The following is a 14,003-nucleotide window of genomic DNA, read 5'->3' as shown; positions in this document are numbered from 1 at the left end:
AAAAATGGAGGTTCCTATGTACCAAATGCTTCTCTTCGACTTAGACGGAACATTGACCGATTCTGGTCCCGGCATTATCCATTCGGCTGCCTATGCCTTGGAAAAAATGGGCATTGCTGATGACAATTCCAGTCACTTGTCTCGCTTTATCGGACCACCTCTCTACGAATCGTTTGCCCAGTTTTATGGACTGAATGCGGCAGAAACCCAGCAGGCAGTCGATTATTTTCGGGAATATTTTACCAGCAAGGGAATGTTTGAAAACCATCCCTATCCCGGTATTCCGGAATTGTTGGGCAAATTGCAAGAGCAAGGGAAAACACTCCTCCTAGCCACTTCAAAACCAGAAATCTTTGCCAAACAAATATTGGCTCATTTTGAATTGGACCGCTATTTTACAGTCATTGCAGGCGCAAGTTTGGATGACACGCGCACCAAGAAGGGGCAGATTATTACCTATGCGCTGGACCAACTGGAAAAAATCAATGGCAAAGCTGTCATGATTGGTGACCGTAAACATGATGTCATCGGTGCCAAGCAACACCAGCTCGACAGTATCGGTGTCCTGTATGGCTATGGTGACCGAGAGGAATTGACAACTGCTGGTGCCAGCCACATTGTCCAAACGGTGGAAGAACTGGAAGATTTGTTGGGGTAGATACTTTTTTCGGATTTTTTCACAAACTAAAAAGCTCGTGATGAGCTTTTTTAGTAGTCACTAATTTCTCGGCGGTCGCTGGTTTTACTGACTTTTCCTTGACGAGCTTGCAAAACAGCTTCGATTTCTTCCAAGCTCACGCCAGTTTCCACCAGCAGAACAGCCATATGATAGAGCAAATCAGCTGTTTCATTGGCAATTTCTTCCTTGTCGGCGTTTTTGGCGGCAATCACAACTTCTGTCGCCTCTTCCCCAACTTTCTTGAGAATTTTATCCAAGCCTTTGCCGTACAAGTAGTTAGTATAGGACCCTTCTTTTGGATTACGCTTACGGTTCAGGGCTTCATGGTACAAGGTTTCTAGCATATCTGCTCCTTTCTTAGAGTATGTTTTCAAAAAAGCAACTATAGGCACCCGTATGGCAGGCAGCCCCTACTTGCTCGACGGAAATGAGCAGGGTGTCGCGGTCACAATCTGTTTTGATGGATTTAACCGTCTGAAAATGCCCACTGGTTGCACCCTTGTGCCACAATTCCTGACGCGACCGGCTCCAGTAATGCATCTGTTTGGTTTCCAAGGTCTTTTGATAGGATTCTTCATTCATATAAGCCAGCATCAAGACCAGACCTGTCTCATGGTCAGTGACAATCACAGGCACCAATCCGTCTTGCTTGGCAAAATCAATACTAATCATTTAATCGCACCTCAATTCCATTCTGGCGCATAGCTGATTTGGTTTCAGCAATGCTGACTTGGCCATAATGAAAGATGGATGCTGCCAGTGCTCCAGTCGCCGGTGTCTGTTCAAATACCTCAAGGATATGGTCCATATTTCCAGCACCACCCGATGCAATAATCGGAACCGTCACAACGCTCGCCACAGCATTGAGCATGTCCACATCAAAGCCTGACTTAGTCCCGTCTTTGTCCATGCTGGTCAAAAGGATTTCGCCAGCTCCGAGCTCGACGACCTTCTTGGCCCAATCTAATAAATCTAGACCGGTATCCTTGCGACCGCCAGCCACGTAGACATGCCAAGTTCCATCTACCTCCTTGCGCGCATCAATAGCGACCACAACACATTGGCTGCCGAATTTTTCAGCACATTCTTTGATCAAGGATGGATTGGCCACCGCCGATGAATTGACCGATACCTTGTCAGCCCCTGCCTTGAGCATCTTGTTCATATCATCGACGGAACGAATGCCACCGCCAACGGTAAAAGGAATAAAGACTTGGTCTGCCACGCGCCGCACCATGTCCACAGTCGTTTCGCGTTCTTCATGCGTCGCCGTAATATCAAGAAAAACCAATTCATCACAGCCTGCCTCGTAGTAGGCTTTTGCTGTGTTCACAGGGTCTCCCACATCCGTCAAGTTGACAAAATTGACCCCCTTGACTACCCGACCGTTCTTGACGTCCAGACAGGGAATAATGCGTTTTGCTAACATGTTCAACCTCCAAATTGCTGCAATTCGTCCAAGCTGACCTTGCCGCTGTAATAGGCCTTGCCGACAATGGTTCCAGAAACACCGATTTGCGCCAGCTCCACTAAGTCGCTCATGGAGTGGATACCACCAGAAGCAATGACATCTGCCTCTGTCAAGGTCGCCTTCAATTTTCTGTAATGGTCAAAATTAGGACCTGTCAAGGTACCGTCGCGGTCCACATCGGTGTAAACAAAGAGGCGCACCCCAATTTTTTCCATCTCCTTGGCCAAGCTCAGATAATCTACTTGACTGGTTTCTAGCCAGCCTTCTGTTGCGACAAAGCCATTTTTGGCATCGATGCCCACGACAATGGCCTGACTTCCAAAATGCTCCAAGGCTTGCTTGACAAAATCTGGATTTTTAACAGCCATAGACCCAATAATGACACGGTCAATACCGGCATCCAGATAATCCGCAATCTGGTCCAAGGTGCGAACGCCACCTCCAACTTGAATGCGGAGACCGGTCTCGCTTTTCAAACTGGCAATCAAATCCCTATTGGTCGCTCGTCCCTCTAAAGCACCGTCCAAATCCACCACATGAATAAAGCCAATCCCCGCAGCCGCAAATGTTTTGGCTTGGTCTAATACATCTGGGTTAACAATGGTCTCCTGATTAAAGTCTCCTTTAAAGAGACGCACTGCCTTCCCATTTCGAATATCAATCGCTGGATAAATCTGCATATCTTCCCTCACTATTTCTGACATAATGCCGCAAACTTTGTCAAAATGCCAAGCCCAACCTGACCTGATTTTTCAGGGTGAAACTGCGCCCCAAAGACATTTCCTTTTGAAATCATTGCTGGAATTTCCCTGCTATAATCCGCTGTTGCGTCGATATATTCAGGCGCTACATCGGTAAAATAACTGTGAACAAAGTAAACCGACTGGTCATCAAGCCCATCTGTCAGTGGATTTTTCTGCTTGACTTCCAACTGATTCCAGCCCATGTGGGGCACAGGATAGCCCTCTTTAGCTGGAATAGGACGACAAACACCGGGAATGAGGCCCAAACCCTTGGTCGGCTGGTGTTCCAGACCGTGGTTCAAAAGCAACTGCATGCCTAGACAAATACCCAAAAAAGGCTTGCCAGCCGCCACAGCTGTCTGAATAGCTGGGAGCAGTTGGCGTTTTTCTAATTCAGCCATGGCCGACGGAAAGGCACCGACTCCCGGTAAAATCAAGCCTGTAGCCGACAAAATCTTCTCAGGATCCGCTGTCAATTCCGCAGCTACACCGATTTTTTCCAAGGCCCGCAGGACATTAGCTGTGTTTCCTGCATCATAATCAATCACTCGTATCATATTACAAGAGTCCTTTTGTTGAATTGACACCCTTAATGTCAGGGTTGATGGTAATGGCTTCGCGAAGAGCTCGACCTGTTGCCTTGAAGAGACTTTCAGCCTTATGGTGACTATTTTTCCCGTGCAAAATCTTCAAATGCAGGTTCATCTGCAGGTTGAAAGCCAAGGCTTGGAAGAATTCCTCTACCAATTCCGTATCAAAATCGCCTAATTTTGGATTGTCAAAAGTCGCATCAAAGACCAAATAAGAGCGTCCAGACAAGTCCAGACTGGACATGCCCAGCGTCTCATCCATAGGCACAAAAGAAGTTCCGTAACGATTGATACCGACCTTGTCGCCCAGAGCTTCCTTGATGGCTTGTCCAAGAACAATCCCGACATCCTCAACCGTATGATGACTGTCCACCCACGTATCACCATCTACATGGACAACTAGAGACATGCGGCTGTGGCGGGCAAAAAGGGTCAACATGTGGTCAAAAAAGCCCACACCTGTCACAATCTCAACCGGATCCTGCACATCCAAATTAACCGCCAACTTAATTTTTGTTTCAAAGGTATTGCGTTCAATGCTTGCTGTTCTCATGATGTTCTTCTTTCTTTACTAATTAGAAGCTGTATTCGCAGATCGGTACCTGACGTGTGAATACTGTCTCTTATTTCTTCACCCTATCCAAAATCTCAATCACCTGATACAAATTTTTCTCATTGATTTGATAAGGAGCCTGTTCCTGCACAATGGGTTTGGCGCAGAAGGCGATGCCGATACCAGCTGCCTGAATCATGGGCAGATCGTTGGCACCATCGCCCACTGCAATCGTATCTTGCATGTCGAGACCATTTTCCGCCGCCCAAGTTCTGAGCATGGTTTCCTTAACATCCTTGGTCACAATGTCCCCGGTCACACGTCCTGTCAAAACTCCGTTGACAATTTCTAGCGTATTAGCCTTAACATAGTCCAAATTGAGCCGTTCCGCCAACACATTGACCGTCTGATGAAAACCACCCGACACGACGGCTACCTTATAGCCACGCTTGTGAAGTTCTGCCACCAATTCTTCTGCTCCCGGTGTGAAATGAATGCGCCCTAAAATGCGGTCCAAAACCGTTTCGGGCAAGCCCGCCAGCAAGGCAACGCGTTCACGCAAGGCTTCTTCAAAATCCAATTCCCCTCGCATGGCGCGCTCGGTAATGTCCGCGACTCGCTGACCGAGACCAGCTTCTTCGCCCAGCAGGTCAATGCCTTCTTCCATGATCAAGGTGCTGTCCACATCCATGACCAATAATCCCTTAACTTCCTTCATTTCTCACCTCAATGGCCCGTGCATGAGCAGCCAACCCTTCTGAATAGGCTAAATTTGTAATAGCCTGACTAGCCTCTTGCACGGCTTTCTTACTATATTGTGTGTATTGTATTCGTTTGATAAAATCATGGACACCCAGTGCCGAATAAAAACGGCTGGTGCCTGAAGTTGGCAGAACATGATTGGTCCCTGCATAATAATCCCCAATCGGCTCACTGGTATAATGACCCAAGAAAATCGACCCAGCATGCTTGACCAAGGGAAGATAATCATAGGCATCTTCCATAGCAATTTCCAAATGTTCAGGCGCCACCAAATTCATCAAGTCAAACATGGCTTCTACCGTGTCTGTCACGATAATGCGTCCGTTCTGCTCAATGGACGTCCGCGCAATTTCCTCACGAGGCAAGGTCTGCAGCTGCCGATCGATTTCTAGCTCGACTTGTTCAGCCAAGACTTCCGAATTGGTCACCAAAATCGCACGCGCCAAGCGATCGTGCTCCGCCTGTGACAACAAATCCGCCGCTACAAAAACAGGATTTGCCGTCTCGTCTGCGATAACGCCAATTTCAGATGGACCGGCAATCATATCAATTCCAACCAAGCCATAGACCAATTTCTTGGCCGTTGCAACATAGATATTGCCCGGCCCGGCAATTTTATCCACCTTGGGAATGGACTGCGTTCCATAAGCTAGCGCGGCAATCCCGTGGGCTCCGCCAACCTGATAAATCTTATCCACTCCAGCCAATCTTGCCGCCACCAAAATCGCTGGATTGTAAGTCTCCTGTGGCGGGGTAATCATGATGATTTCCTCTACACCAGCAATTTTTGCTGGGATGACATTCATCAAGACCGAAGAAGGATAGGCGGCTGTTCCTCCCGGAACATAGACGCCCACTCGCTCTAGGGGACGAATGAGTTGCCCACGAAGGACGCCTTCAGACGGTTGGTCCTCAAAACCCACTTCCACCTGTTGTTGGTGGTAGGAAGCGATATTGGCTTTGGCACCTTCTAAGGCTGAGAGAGTGTCTGGTTCAATCTGCTCAAAAGCTGCATCTATTTGCGCTTGACTGACTTCTAAGTCATCGAGCTCGATCCCGTCAAACTGGAGATTGTAGGCTTTCAGAGCTGCATCTCCTTCACGAGCGACCCGTGCCATGATTTTCTTGACGGTCTCTTCTACGGAGACCGTTTCTGCATTCAGCGCCACTTGTTCTTGATAGAGCAAGGCCGCAATGTCATGACTTGTTCCACTTAAGCGTTTCATCTAAAAGGTACCTCCTCATTTCCGACAATGTCTTCTAATTTCTTGATAAATGATAGCACTTGAGGCTTATTCTTGATGCTGGCTTTATTGACAATCAAACGCGAGGAAATCCGACAAATATCTTCAAAGACCACTAAACCATTGGCCACCAAGGTATTGCCCGTCTCCACAATATCGACGATGGCATCGGCCAGTCCCAGAACAGGAGCAATTTCCACACTACCTTGAATAGAAATAATCTCGACATCCTCGCCCTTTTGCTTAAAATGTTCCAGGGCAACTGTTGGATACTTGGTCGCAATCCGCTTCCGCTTGTGATCACTGGGATTGTAAGTTGGAACAGAGGCAACCGAGAATTTACACAAGCCAAAGTTCAAATCCAGCATTTCCAAAAATCCTGCAGGATGCTCAATCAAGACATCCTTGCCGACAACGCCCATATCTGCCACTCCGTGGCGAACATAGGTCGTTACATCCGGAGCCTTGACCAGTAAAAAGCGAAACTGCCCATCAGGGCTTTCAAAAATCAAATTCCGCCCCTTATCGGCCATGAAAGACATATCAAAACCCGCCTTTTCCAGAAGAGCCAAGGTTTCCTTCTCAATCCGCCCCTTGGTCAAGGCAATGGTAATCTGATCACCCATTTACTTCCCTCCTTGATAGTCTAAATCCTGTCGAATGGCTTGGTAAATGGCATCAATTTCCAAGGCCCAACCGATAGCTGTCAGCTCCTTGGCTCCAAACCGCTCAAAGAGCTTGTCATACCGCCCACCCGATAAAAAGGCGTCTGGCAATTGCTGGTCAAAAACCTTGAACATCATGCCTGTATAGTATGGAACCGTCGGAAGTTGGGCCAAATCCACTGTGACAGGCCCCAAATCAATTTCTGCCATGGCGATAAATGCTTCTAATTGGTCAAAAGCCTGCAATAATTGCGCATTCTGCGACACCTGCCGGGCTTCTGCCAAGACCGCCTCTACCTCTCCAAACAAGTAAGGCAAACGACTGATGAAACCATCAAATTCACTCGGATGCTGCTTGGTAAATTCGTGGAGCTTGGTAATATTTTTATCCCGAATATGGAGGGACAAATCATCCGCCACCTCAGAAGTTAGTTCCAATTGCTGAAAAATCGTCTTGAGGATGGCTGCATGCGAAAACTCAAATTTGTAGTCTTTCAAACCCGAACGTTCTAAAGCTTGTTTGGCACTAGAAATAGCTTCAGCATAGGCCTCCTGTACAGGGTAGCCAATGATTTCAATCCCGGCTTGAGTGCGTTCATTTTCCAAGCCCCGCATGGCTTCTTGACTGCGAAAGACCTTGCCCGAATAAGAAAATTTAATAGGCGTCTGCACCCGAGTTGAAGCAATGACACGGGCTACTTGGCTAGTAATATCCGGCCGCAAGCTCAGAAGATGGCCTCTCTTGTCAAAAAGGTGATAATTATTGGTATCGACAGTATCTGAAAAGACTTCAAAATGCTCCAAGGTCGGCGTTTCAATCCGATGAAAACCGCGCTCTATCAAAAGGTCACTGACCGTCCGCTCAATTTCATAAGTAGCACGGGCGCGTTTGAAAAGCTTGTCGTGCAGTCCTTGTGGCAATGTTCGATTGTTCATAGGCACCCTTCCTTTATCCTTGCTAAGACCTGCTCCATCTCCTCTTGTGTGCCGATGGAGATGCGTAGTCTATCTTTTATGCGTTCTTGGTTTGGAAAATACCGGACATAAATCTGCTCCTCTTCCAAGTGCTTGAACAGTTCTCCCGCACTAACACGAGATGGTCGCACTAGGAGGAAATTGGTTGCTGACGGCAAAACGTCAAAGCCAAGTCTGGTCAATTCTTCCGCAAACCAATCGCGCGTTGCCATAATCTTCCGGCAGGTCTCTTCGTAATTGGCCCAATCCTTGACCGCAGCCAAAGCCAAAGCTTCCGAAATGGCATCCACATTGTAAGGATTGATGGCATTGCGCACCGCTTGAATAACACCTATCAGCTCCTTGGAACCTATGCCGTATCCGACACGCAAACCCGCTAGTGATGCATCCTTGGAGAAGGTCCGCGTAATGAAGAGATTGGGGTATTTGTCCAAAAGCGGAATAGCTGTCTGCCCGCCGAAATTGACATAAGCCTCATCAACGATGACAACGACCTGCGGATTAGCCTTCAGAACCTCCTCAATATCGCCCAGAGACTGGAAGCATCCCGTCGGAGCGTTGGGATTGGTCAAAATCACTCCCCCACATTCTCTCTGATAATCTGCCACTCGCCAGCTAAAATCCTCCGCCAGCGGTATCTCTTTAAAAGGTACCTGATACAAATTAGCCCAGACCTTGTAAAAGCCGTAGGTCAAATCTGGAAACAAAATCGGTTGCTCCGTTTGAAAGAAGGACAGAAAAGCCATAGACAAGACGTCATCCGAACCATTGCCAATGACAAATTGGTCCGCCTCCAAACCGTGTTGCTCCGCCAAGGCCTGACGTAGTTCCGCCTGATCCAGACTCGAATAGCGACGTAGGTTTGTCGCATCAAAAGCAGCCAAAGCCGCAACTACCGCTGGATTTGGTCCATAGGCATTCTCGTTGGTATTGAGTTTAATCATATTGGCCACCTGTGGTTGCGCTCCAGCCACATAAGGTGTAATCTTTCTAAGCCCTTTTATTTCCATGTCATTACCTCTCAAACGATAAAAAAAAACACGCGCAAGATCCTTGTTTCAGGACGCTTACACGTGGTTCCACCTTCATTCAGACATACGTCGCCGTATATCCCTCAGGAAGTCAAAGACTTCAGCCCGTAACGTAGACAGACGTCAATCACTACTAGGTTCAACACCGTTGGCAATTGCACTCAAGAATGTGTACCCAAACCGATGTACCCTTTCAGCAACTAGATACTCTCTGAAAAATGGTCTGGGATTGTTTCTCTCATCGCTTTATATTTTGTACTATTTTACCAAATTTTTGATAAATTGCAAGAATTATCAGATTTTTTTATTCCATTTCCCTTGATTTCCGAACTTGTCGCTCAAAAGCGATTTTGTTACAATAGAAAGAAAGGAGAATTACCATGAGAGACAACCACCTGCATACCCACCACTCCTACGATTCCAAGGCGCGATTTCAAGATTATCTCGAGCATTACAGCGGCGAAATCGTGACGACGGAGCATTTTGATTTGTCCAATCCCTATAGCAAGCAGGATGATATTCCTGATTATGAGGCCTATTCCCAAGAAATTGCTGTGCTTAATGAAGACTATGGTAAGCGCATCAAGAAAGGCATTGAAATCGGCTATTTCCAACCGCGGGAAACCGATATTCTAGCCTACTTAGCAGACAAAGACTTCGACCTCAAATTATTATCCGTCCATCACAACGGAGTTAACGATTATCTAGACGAAGAAGTGGCAGATATGGACAAGATGGCGGTCATGACCGATTATTTGGACCGCTTGGAATATGCCGTCGGACGGGTTCCAGCTGACGTCTTGGCGCATTTTGACTACGGTTTCCGCCTCTTTGATGTGACTGTTCAAGAACTAGAGACTTTTGAGCCTCAGCTCATCCGCATTTTCAAGAAAATGATAGCGCATGATTTAGCCTTTGAACTCAATGCCAAGAGCATCTACCTCTATCACCACGAAGAACTGTACCGTTACGCTCTTCAATTGGTCAAAGAACTAGGTTGCCACCGCTATTCTCTGGGCTCCGACGGACATGTCTTGGAACATTTTCAACTGGGCTTCGAGAAGATGTTGCAGATGCTAGAAGACTACGGAATTCCAGAAGAAGAGATTATAAATTTATAATTATTGGCAAACCTCGGCTGAAAAAGAGCCTGTCTCAATCATATAAAGAATAAAAAGCGATCAAGATTAGATTTTCTGACTATCAGAATACTAACTTGTTCGCTTTTTGAATTTTAATGGTTGCTAGATAGGATTCCCTATTTTAAGAATCCTTGGTGGGAGGACCAATGCAAAAAGTAGCCCTAAAGCTACTTTGGATGTGTTGTATACTTTATTATAATGTGGACTCGCTACCGCAAGTCCTTATCTCCAACTTCAGTTGGAGAGAGTTTCTACGAAACTCCTAGCTACATATCGTTTTCTTACAGAAAACGACGAGCGTGGAAGGAATGGAATTGTTATAAGATTATAAAGAAGAGCGACTGCCGTCGCTCTCTATTTCCAACGTCGGTTGGAGATTTTTTGGCTTTTAGCAAACTCATGTTTGCTAAATTGCCAAAAATCTAACCAACCGACCCCTCCATCTCATAGGCAATCAGTCTGTTGAGTTCGACTGCGTATTCCATTGGGAGTTCTTTGGTGAATGGTTCGACAAAGCCCATGACAATCATCTCTGTGGCTTCAGATTCAGATAGGCCGCGGCTCATGAGGTAATAGAGTTGTTCCTCTGAGATTTTTGATACTTTGGCTTCGTGTTCCAGGGCCACTTGTGAGTTGTGGATTTCGTTGAACGGGATAGTGTCCGACTTGGAAATGTCGTCCATGATGATGGTATCACACTCGATGTGGCTGATAGATTTTGCCGAGTTTTTGGCAAAAGTTACTTGACCACGGTAGTTAACTTCTCCACCGCCACGGGCAATAGATTTGGATACGATAGACGAGGAGGTCCGTGGTGCATTGTGAATCATCTTGGCACCCGTGTCTTGGACCTGACCTTTATTGGCAAAGGCGATGGACAACATGGTTCCACGCGCGCCTTCTCCTTCCAGATAAACGGCCGGGTATTTCATGGTTGTCTTGGCACCGAGGTTTCCGTCAATCCACTCGACCGTAGCATTTTTCTCTGCGCGAGCACGCTTGGTTACGAGGTTATAGACATTGTCAGACCAGTTCTGGATGGTCGTGTAGCGCATGTAGGCACCTTCGTGGGCAATGATTTCCACGATGGCAGCGTGCAGGCTGGCAGTCGAATAGGTCGGCGCTGTACAGCCTTCGACGTAGTGAACACTTGCTCCCTCATCCACAATAATCAGCGTCCGCTCAAACTGACCTGTTCCTTCGTTGTTGATACGAAAATAAGTCTGCAATGGAATATCTAACTTGACGCCTTTTGGCACGTAGATAAAGGTACCACCTGACCAAACGGCTGAGTTGAGGGCGGCCAGTTTATTGTCTGATGGCGGAACGAGTTTTCCAAAGTATTTTTTGAAGAGCTCTGGATGTTCCTTGAGAGCCGTGTCAGTATCTGTAAAGATAATGCCGTGCTTGTCGTACTCTTCCTTCATGTTGTGGTAAACCACTTCTGATTCGTACTGGGCAGAAGCACCTGCCAGGTAAGCACGCTCAGCTTCTGGGATACCGATGCGTTCAAAGGTTTCCTTGATTTTGTCTGGTACATCATCCCAGCTACGTGCCGGTTTATCCGATGGTTTTTGATAGTAAACAATATCATCAAAATCCAGTTCAGATAGGTCTGCACCCCAAGTCTGCATAGGCATTTTCTTGAAGGTCTCATAGGACTTGAGACGGAATTCCAGCATCCATTCAGGCTCGCCTTTGATACGGGACATTTCACGAATAACTTCTTCGTTCAACCCCTTACCAGTCGAAGCTACCAGTTCCACGTTTTCATCATGGAAACCGAATTTATATTCCCCAAGATCAATCGGGGTTGGTTCAATTCTTTCTTCTGACATAATATAAGATACTAAGCCCTATAAATCTTGGGCCTGTTCAGTTCCAATCAAAAACTGAACAATCCTTTCTATATGATTTTCATTTTTAGAGTTTGTATTGATGCTTATTCAGCACTCTCACTTCGTTCCAGTGCTTTCTTAATCGCATTCCATGGAAGTGTGGCACATTTGATGCGTTGAGGGAATTTGGCAACACCCGCGAGGAGGGAGGCGTCTCCTAGTTCCTTCTGACGTTCATCTTCTTGGCCTTGGACCATTTGTGAGAAAATTTCTGCTAGTTCTTGAATCTGACTGATTTCTTTGCCAAGCACTGCTTCAGTCATCATAGAAGCTGATGCGGTTGAAATGGTACAGCCAACTCCGTCAAAAGCAATATCGGTAATCACATCTTTTTCAATCTTGACTGATAGTTCAATCACATCGCCACAGGTTGGGTTGTGGAGTTCCAACTTTTCCACTCCGTCCAAACTTCCGCGGTGACGAGGCGACTTGGAGTGCTCAGACACAACTGCCATATAAAGAGAGTCTAATCTAGATAGGGCCATTGAAAAACTCCTTTGTCTTGATAATTGCCTCGACCAACTTGTCGCAGTCAGCCTTGGTATTGTAGATGTAAAAACTTGCTCGAACGGTGGCTGGTACCTGCAAATACCTGAGAAGCGGTTGGGCACAATGGTGGCCAGCCCGCACAGCAACTCCTTCATAGTCCAGAGCGGTTGCCACATCGTGTGGATGCAAGTTGTCCAAGTTAAAGGCAATAACCCCTGTCCGCTTGGATAGATCCTGACTGCCATAAATGGTCAAGCCGGGAATGGCCTGCAATTTTGGCCAGATGTAAGCAATCAATTCTTCCTCGTGCTGCTGGACATGCTCCATGCCGATGTCATTTAAGTAATCAATGGCAGCTGCAAGTCCGACAGCACCCGCAATATTAGGTGTCCCCGCTTCGAATTTCCAAGGTAGTTCCTTCCAAGTTGCGTATTGTTCATAGACAAATTCAATCATTTCACCCCCAAATTCGACAGGAGACATTAGTTCTAACAGTTCTTGTTTGCCATAGAGGACGCCAATACCGGTTGGTCCCAACATCTTGTGCCCTGAGAAGGCAAAGAAATCTACGTCCAAATCCTGCACATCAATAACCATATGCGGAGTTGATTGGGCACCGTCCACTACCAAGTAGGCACCGACCGCGTGCACCAGCTCTGCTATTTCCTTAATGGGCGCAACTGAGCCCAAAACATTGGAAATATGGGCTAGAGAGACAAACTTGGTCTTTTCAGACAGGACTTCCTTCAGGACGTCCATGTCGAGCTCGCCATTTTTCAAGGTAACATAGCGGAGCTTTGCCCCTGTTTTCTGGCAGGCCTGCTGCCAAGGAATGATATTGGAATGGTGCTCCTGAACCGAAATGATGACCTCGTCGTCTGCTTGGAGAAGATCTCTAGCAAACTGAGCCACCCAATTGAGCCCCGTCGTCGTTCCTCGGGTAAAGAGGATTTCCTTGCTAGACTTAGCACGGATAAAATCAGCTACCGTCTGGCGCGCCGCCTCATAACGGGCCGTCGAGCGCTCAGACAAGGTATGCACTCCACGGTGGACATTGGCATTGTCCTTCTGGTAATAGTCTGCCAAGACATCCAATACCTGCTGCGGCTTTTGCGTCGTTGCGGCATTATCCAGATAAACCAGCGGCTCATCATTAACAATTTGGTCTAAAATGGGAAAATCTGATTTACACTCTTCTAACATGACTATCCCTCACTTCTTTATCCTTTTTTCAAAGCGGAAAACTCCCTGCGGAAATTGTTCCAGCATATCCTGTTCCTCTTTCCCTTCCAAAAACATTACTTTATGGAAGGCATTGAAGTATTCAACAATGCGAAAACCGCATCGATTGACATAGAAATGGATATTGCGTTGGTCATAGTAAGGTGTGATGGTTTGCCAAACCTTGACCTGTGGAAAGGTCGCTTCCACCACTTGCCAGGTCGCAAATCCAATGCCTCGGCCATGGACTTCTGGTGAAGTAAACAGGGTTTCTAGTTCTCCCTGTTCACCATCTAAGACGAGAACAAGGCCGCCTACTCGCTGATTTTCCAGTACTATCCAGTAGGCTTGTCCATGTTCCAAAGACATGAGAACCGTTTCACGCGCTATGACCTGGCCTTCCTCCTCGAAGAAGGTATGGCGTTCTCCTAATTCTTCCAAAGCTCCGAAGTTAAACGATACTTGATTTGCCAGGATAAACGCATCCCAATCCGACTTGGCAAGGGGTTCTAATATAACTTGAATCTTTCCTTGTTTCAT

The 14,003-nt window shown here is 46.8% G+C and carries 17 protein-coding genes; 2 read left to right on the top strand and 15 right to left on the bottom strand.

Annotated features, from left to right (window positions below; genetic code table 11):
• The first annotated feature begins 16 nt into the window (after positions 1-16).
• The gene (locus ACHBHN_RS03175) at positions 17-658 is read left to right on the top strand and encodes an HAD hydrolase-like protein (protein WP_172073697.1); all 642 of its coding nucleotides are present in this window, start codon (positions 17-19) and stop codon (positions 656-658) included.
• Between the two features lie 50 nt (positions 659-708).
• On the opposite strand, the gene hisE is transcribed toward ACHBHN_RS03175, so the two are convergent.
• From hisE to hisC, 11 genes are all read right to left on the bottom strand, one after another.
• The gene (gene hisE / locus ACHBHN_RS03170) at positions 709-1,023 is read right to left on the bottom strand and encodes a phosphoribosyl-ATP diphosphatase (protein ID WP_105122925.1); all 315 of its coding nucleotides are present in this window, start codon (positions 1,021-1,023) and stop codon (positions 709-711) included.
• A 13-nt stretch (positions 1,024-1,036) separates the two neighbouring features.
• Positions 1,037-1,351: a phosphoribosyl-AMP cyclohydrolase gene (gene hisI / locus ACHBHN_RS03165; protein WP_105111558.1), complete on the bottom strand. Its 315-nt coding sequence runs from the start codon at positions 1,349-1,351 to the stop codon at positions 1,037-1,039.
• Positions 1,344-2,108 carry an imidazole glycerol phosphate synthase subunit HisF gene (gene hisF / locus ACHBHN_RS03160; protein ID WP_394733608.1) on the bottom strand — a complete coding sequence of 255 codons (765 nt, stop codon included), beginning with the start codon at positions 2,106-2,108 and terminating at the stop codon, positions 1,344-1,346. The genes hisI and hisF overlap by 8 nt, the downstream gene beginning before the upstream one ends.
• Positions 2,109-2,110: 2 nt before the next feature.
• The gene (hisA, locus tag ACHBHN_RS03155) at positions 2,111-2,830 is read right to left on the bottom strand and encodes a 1-(5-phosphoribosyl)-5-[(5-phosphoribosylamino)methylideneamino]imidazole-4-carboxamide isomerase (protein ID WP_394733607.1); all 720 of its coding nucleotides are present in this window, start codon (positions 2,828-2,830) and stop codon (positions 2,111-2,113) included.
• Between the two features lie 11 nt (positions 2,831-2,841).
• Complete coding sequence (gene hisH, locus ACHBHN_RS03150) at positions 2,842-3,450, bottom strand: imidazole glycerol phosphate synthase subunit HisH (protein WP_105111555.1); 609 nt, start codon at positions 3,448-3,450, stop codon at positions 2,842-2,844.
• A 1-nt stretch (position 3,451) separates the two neighbouring features.
• The gene (hisB, locus tag ACHBHN_RS03145) at positions 3,452-4,036 is read right to left on the bottom strand and encodes an imidazoleglycerol-phosphate dehydratase HisB (protein ID WP_394733606.1); all 585 of its coding nucleotides are present in this window, start codon (positions 4,034-4,036) and stop codon (positions 3,452-3,454) included.
• Positions 4,037-4,106: 70 nt separating this feature from the next.
• On the bottom strand, positions 4,107-4,754 hold the full coding sequence (gene serB / locus ACHBHN_RS03140) for a phosphoserine phosphatase SerB (protein ID WP_394733605.1): 648 nt from the start codon (positions 4,752-4,754) through the stop codon (positions 4,107-4,109).
• Positions 4,741-6,024, bottom strand: a complete 1,284-nt coding sequence (gene hisD / locus ACHBHN_RS03135; protein ID WP_394733604.1) for a histidinol dehydrogenase — start codon at positions 6,022-6,024, stop codon at positions 4,741-4,743. The genes serB and hisD overlap by 14 nt, the downstream gene beginning before the upstream one ends.
• Positions 6,021-6,668: an ATP phosphoribosyltransferase gene (gene hisG / locus ACHBHN_RS03130; RefSeq protein ID WP_105122918.1), complete on the bottom strand. Its 648-nt coding sequence runs from the start codon at positions 6,666-6,668 to the stop codon at positions 6,021-6,023. Before hisG ends, hisD begins: the two co-directional genes overlap by 4 nt.
• Entirely contained in the window at positions 6,669-7,643 is a 975-nt protein-coding gene (locus ACHBHN_RS03125) for an ATP phosphoribosyltransferase regulatory subunit (protein WP_105111550.1), read from the bottom strand. It abuts the gene before it with no gap.
• Positions 7,640-8,692 (bottom strand): histidinol-phosphate transaminase, encoded by a 1,053-nt coding sequence (hisC, locus tag ACHBHN_RS03120; RefSeq protein WP_394733603.1) that lies wholly within the window; start codon positions 8,690-8,692, stop codon positions 7,640-7,642. Before hisC ends, ACHBHN_RS03125 begins: the two co-directional genes overlap by 4 nt.
• Before the next feature lie 401 nt (positions 8,693-9,093).
• On the opposite strand from hisC, the gene ACHBHN_RS03115 reads away from it, so the two are divergent.
• Complete coding sequence (locus ACHBHN_RS03115; RefSeq protein ID WP_105111548.1) at positions 9,094-9,834, top strand: PHP domain-containing protein; 741 nt, start codon at positions 9,094-9,096, stop codon at positions 9,832-9,834.
• A gap of 443 nt (positions 9,835-10,277) precedes the next feature.
• On the opposite strand, the gene sufB is transcribed toward ACHBHN_RS03115, so the two are convergent.
• From sufB to ACHBHN_RS03095, 4 genes are all read right to left on the bottom strand, one after another.
• Positions 10,278-11,693: a Fe-S cluster assembly protein SufB gene (gene sufB / locus ACHBHN_RS03110; protein ID WP_002938151.1), complete on the bottom strand. Its 1,416-nt coding sequence runs from the start codon at positions 11,691-11,693 to the stop codon at positions 10,278-10,280.
• Positions 11,694-11,797: 104 nt separating this feature from the next.
• The gene (gene sufU / locus ACHBHN_RS03105) at positions 11,798-12,238 is read right to left on the bottom strand and encodes a Fe-S cluster assembly sulfur transfer protein SufU (protein ID WP_105160834.1); all 441 of its coding nucleotides are present in this window, start codon (positions 12,236-12,238) and stop codon (positions 11,798-11,800) included.
• On the bottom strand, positions 12,225-13,445 hold the full coding sequence (locus tag ACHBHN_RS03100) for a cysteine desulfurase (RefSeq protein WP_394733602.1): 1,221 nt from the start codon (positions 13,443-13,445) through the stop codon (positions 12,225-12,227). The genes sufU and ACHBHN_RS03100 overlap by 14 nt, the downstream gene beginning before the upstream one ends.
• 9 nt (positions 13,446-13,454) lie before the next feature.
• On the bottom strand, positions 13,455-14,003 hold the full coding sequence (locus tag ACHBHN_RS03095; RefSeq protein WP_394733601.1) for a GNAT family N-acetyltransferase: 549 nt from the start codon (positions 14,001-14,003) through the stop codon (positions 13,455-13,457).

Origin of the sequence: Streptococcus sp. A22, assembly GCF_043674215.1 — a bacterium.
In the GTDB taxonomy this organism is placed as follows: domain Bacteria; phylum Bacillota; class Bacilli; order Lactobacillales; family Streptococcaceae; genus Streptococcus; species Streptococcus suis_V.
The sequence above is the reverse complement of the archived record's forward strand: the minus strand, read 5'-3'. Positions and strand labels throughout refer to the sequence as shown.

Excerpts from the sequence above, each read along its gene's own strand:
- hisC (WP_394733603.1), bottom strand. The coding sequence starts at position 8,692 with ATGGAAATAAAAGGGCTTAGAAAGATTACACCTTATGTGGCTGGAGCG.
- hisB (WP_394733606.1), bottom strand. The coding sequence starts at position 4,036 with ATGAGAACAGCAAGCATTGAACGCAATACCTTTGAAACAAAAATTAAG.
- sufU (WP_105160834.1), bottom strand. The coding sequence starts at position 12,238 with ATGGCCCTATCTAGATTAGACTCTCTTTATATGGCAGTTGTGTCTGAG.
- ACHBHN_RS03095 (WP_394733601.1), bottom strand. The coding sequence starts at position 14,003 with ATGAAACAAGGAAAGATTCAAGTTATATTAGAACCCCTTGCCAAGTCG.
- hisE (WP_105122925.1), bottom strand. The coding sequence starts at position 1,023 with ATGCTAGAAACCTTGTACCATGAAGCCCTGAACCGTAAGCGTAATCCA.
- ACHBHN_RS03175 (WP_172073697.1), top strand. The coding sequence starts at position 17 with ATGTACCAAATGCTTCTCTTCGACTTAGACGGAACATTGACCGATTCT.
- ACHBHN_RS03125 (WP_105111550.1), bottom strand. The coding sequence starts at position 7,643 with ATGAACAATCGAACATTGCCACAAGGACTGCACGACAAGCTTTTCAAA.
- sufB (WP_002938151.1), bottom strand. The coding sequence starts at position 11,693 with ATGTCAGAAGAAAGAATTGAACCAACCCCGATTGATCTTGGGGAATAT.
- hisG (WP_105122918.1), bottom strand. The coding sequence starts at position 6,668 with ATGGGTGATCAGATTACCATTGCCTTGACCAAGGGGCGGATTGAGAAG.
- hisA (WP_394733607.1), bottom strand. The coding sequence starts at position 2,830 with ATGCAGATTTATCCAGCGATTGATATTCGAAATGGGAAGGCAGTGCGT.
- ACHBHN_RS03100 (WP_394733602.1), bottom strand. The coding sequence starts at position 13,445 with ATGTTAGAAGAGTGTAAATCAGATTTTCCCATTTTAGACCAAATTGTT.
- hisF (WP_394733608.1), bottom strand. The coding sequence starts at position 2,108 with ATGTTAGCAAAACGCATTATTCCCTGTCTGGACGTCAAGAACGGTCGG.
- ACHBHN_RS03115 (WP_105111548.1), top strand. The coding sequence starts at position 9,094 with ATGAGAGACAACCACCTGCATACCCACCACTCCTACGATTCCAAGGCG.
- hisH (WP_105111555.1), bottom strand. The coding sequence starts at position 3,450 with ATGATACGAGTGATTGATTATGATGCAGGAAACACAGCTAATGTCCTG.
- serB (WP_394733605.1), bottom strand. The coding sequence starts at position 4,754 with ATGAAGGAAGTTAAGGGATTATTGGTCATGGATGTGGACAGCACCTTG.
- hisD (WP_394733604.1), bottom strand. The coding sequence starts at position 6,024 with ATGAAACGCTTAAGTGGAACAAGTCATGACATTGCGGCCTTGCTCTAT.
- hisI (WP_105111558.1), bottom strand. The coding sequence starts at position 1,351 with ATGATTAGTATTGATTTTGCCAAGCAAGACGGATTGGTGCCTGTGATT.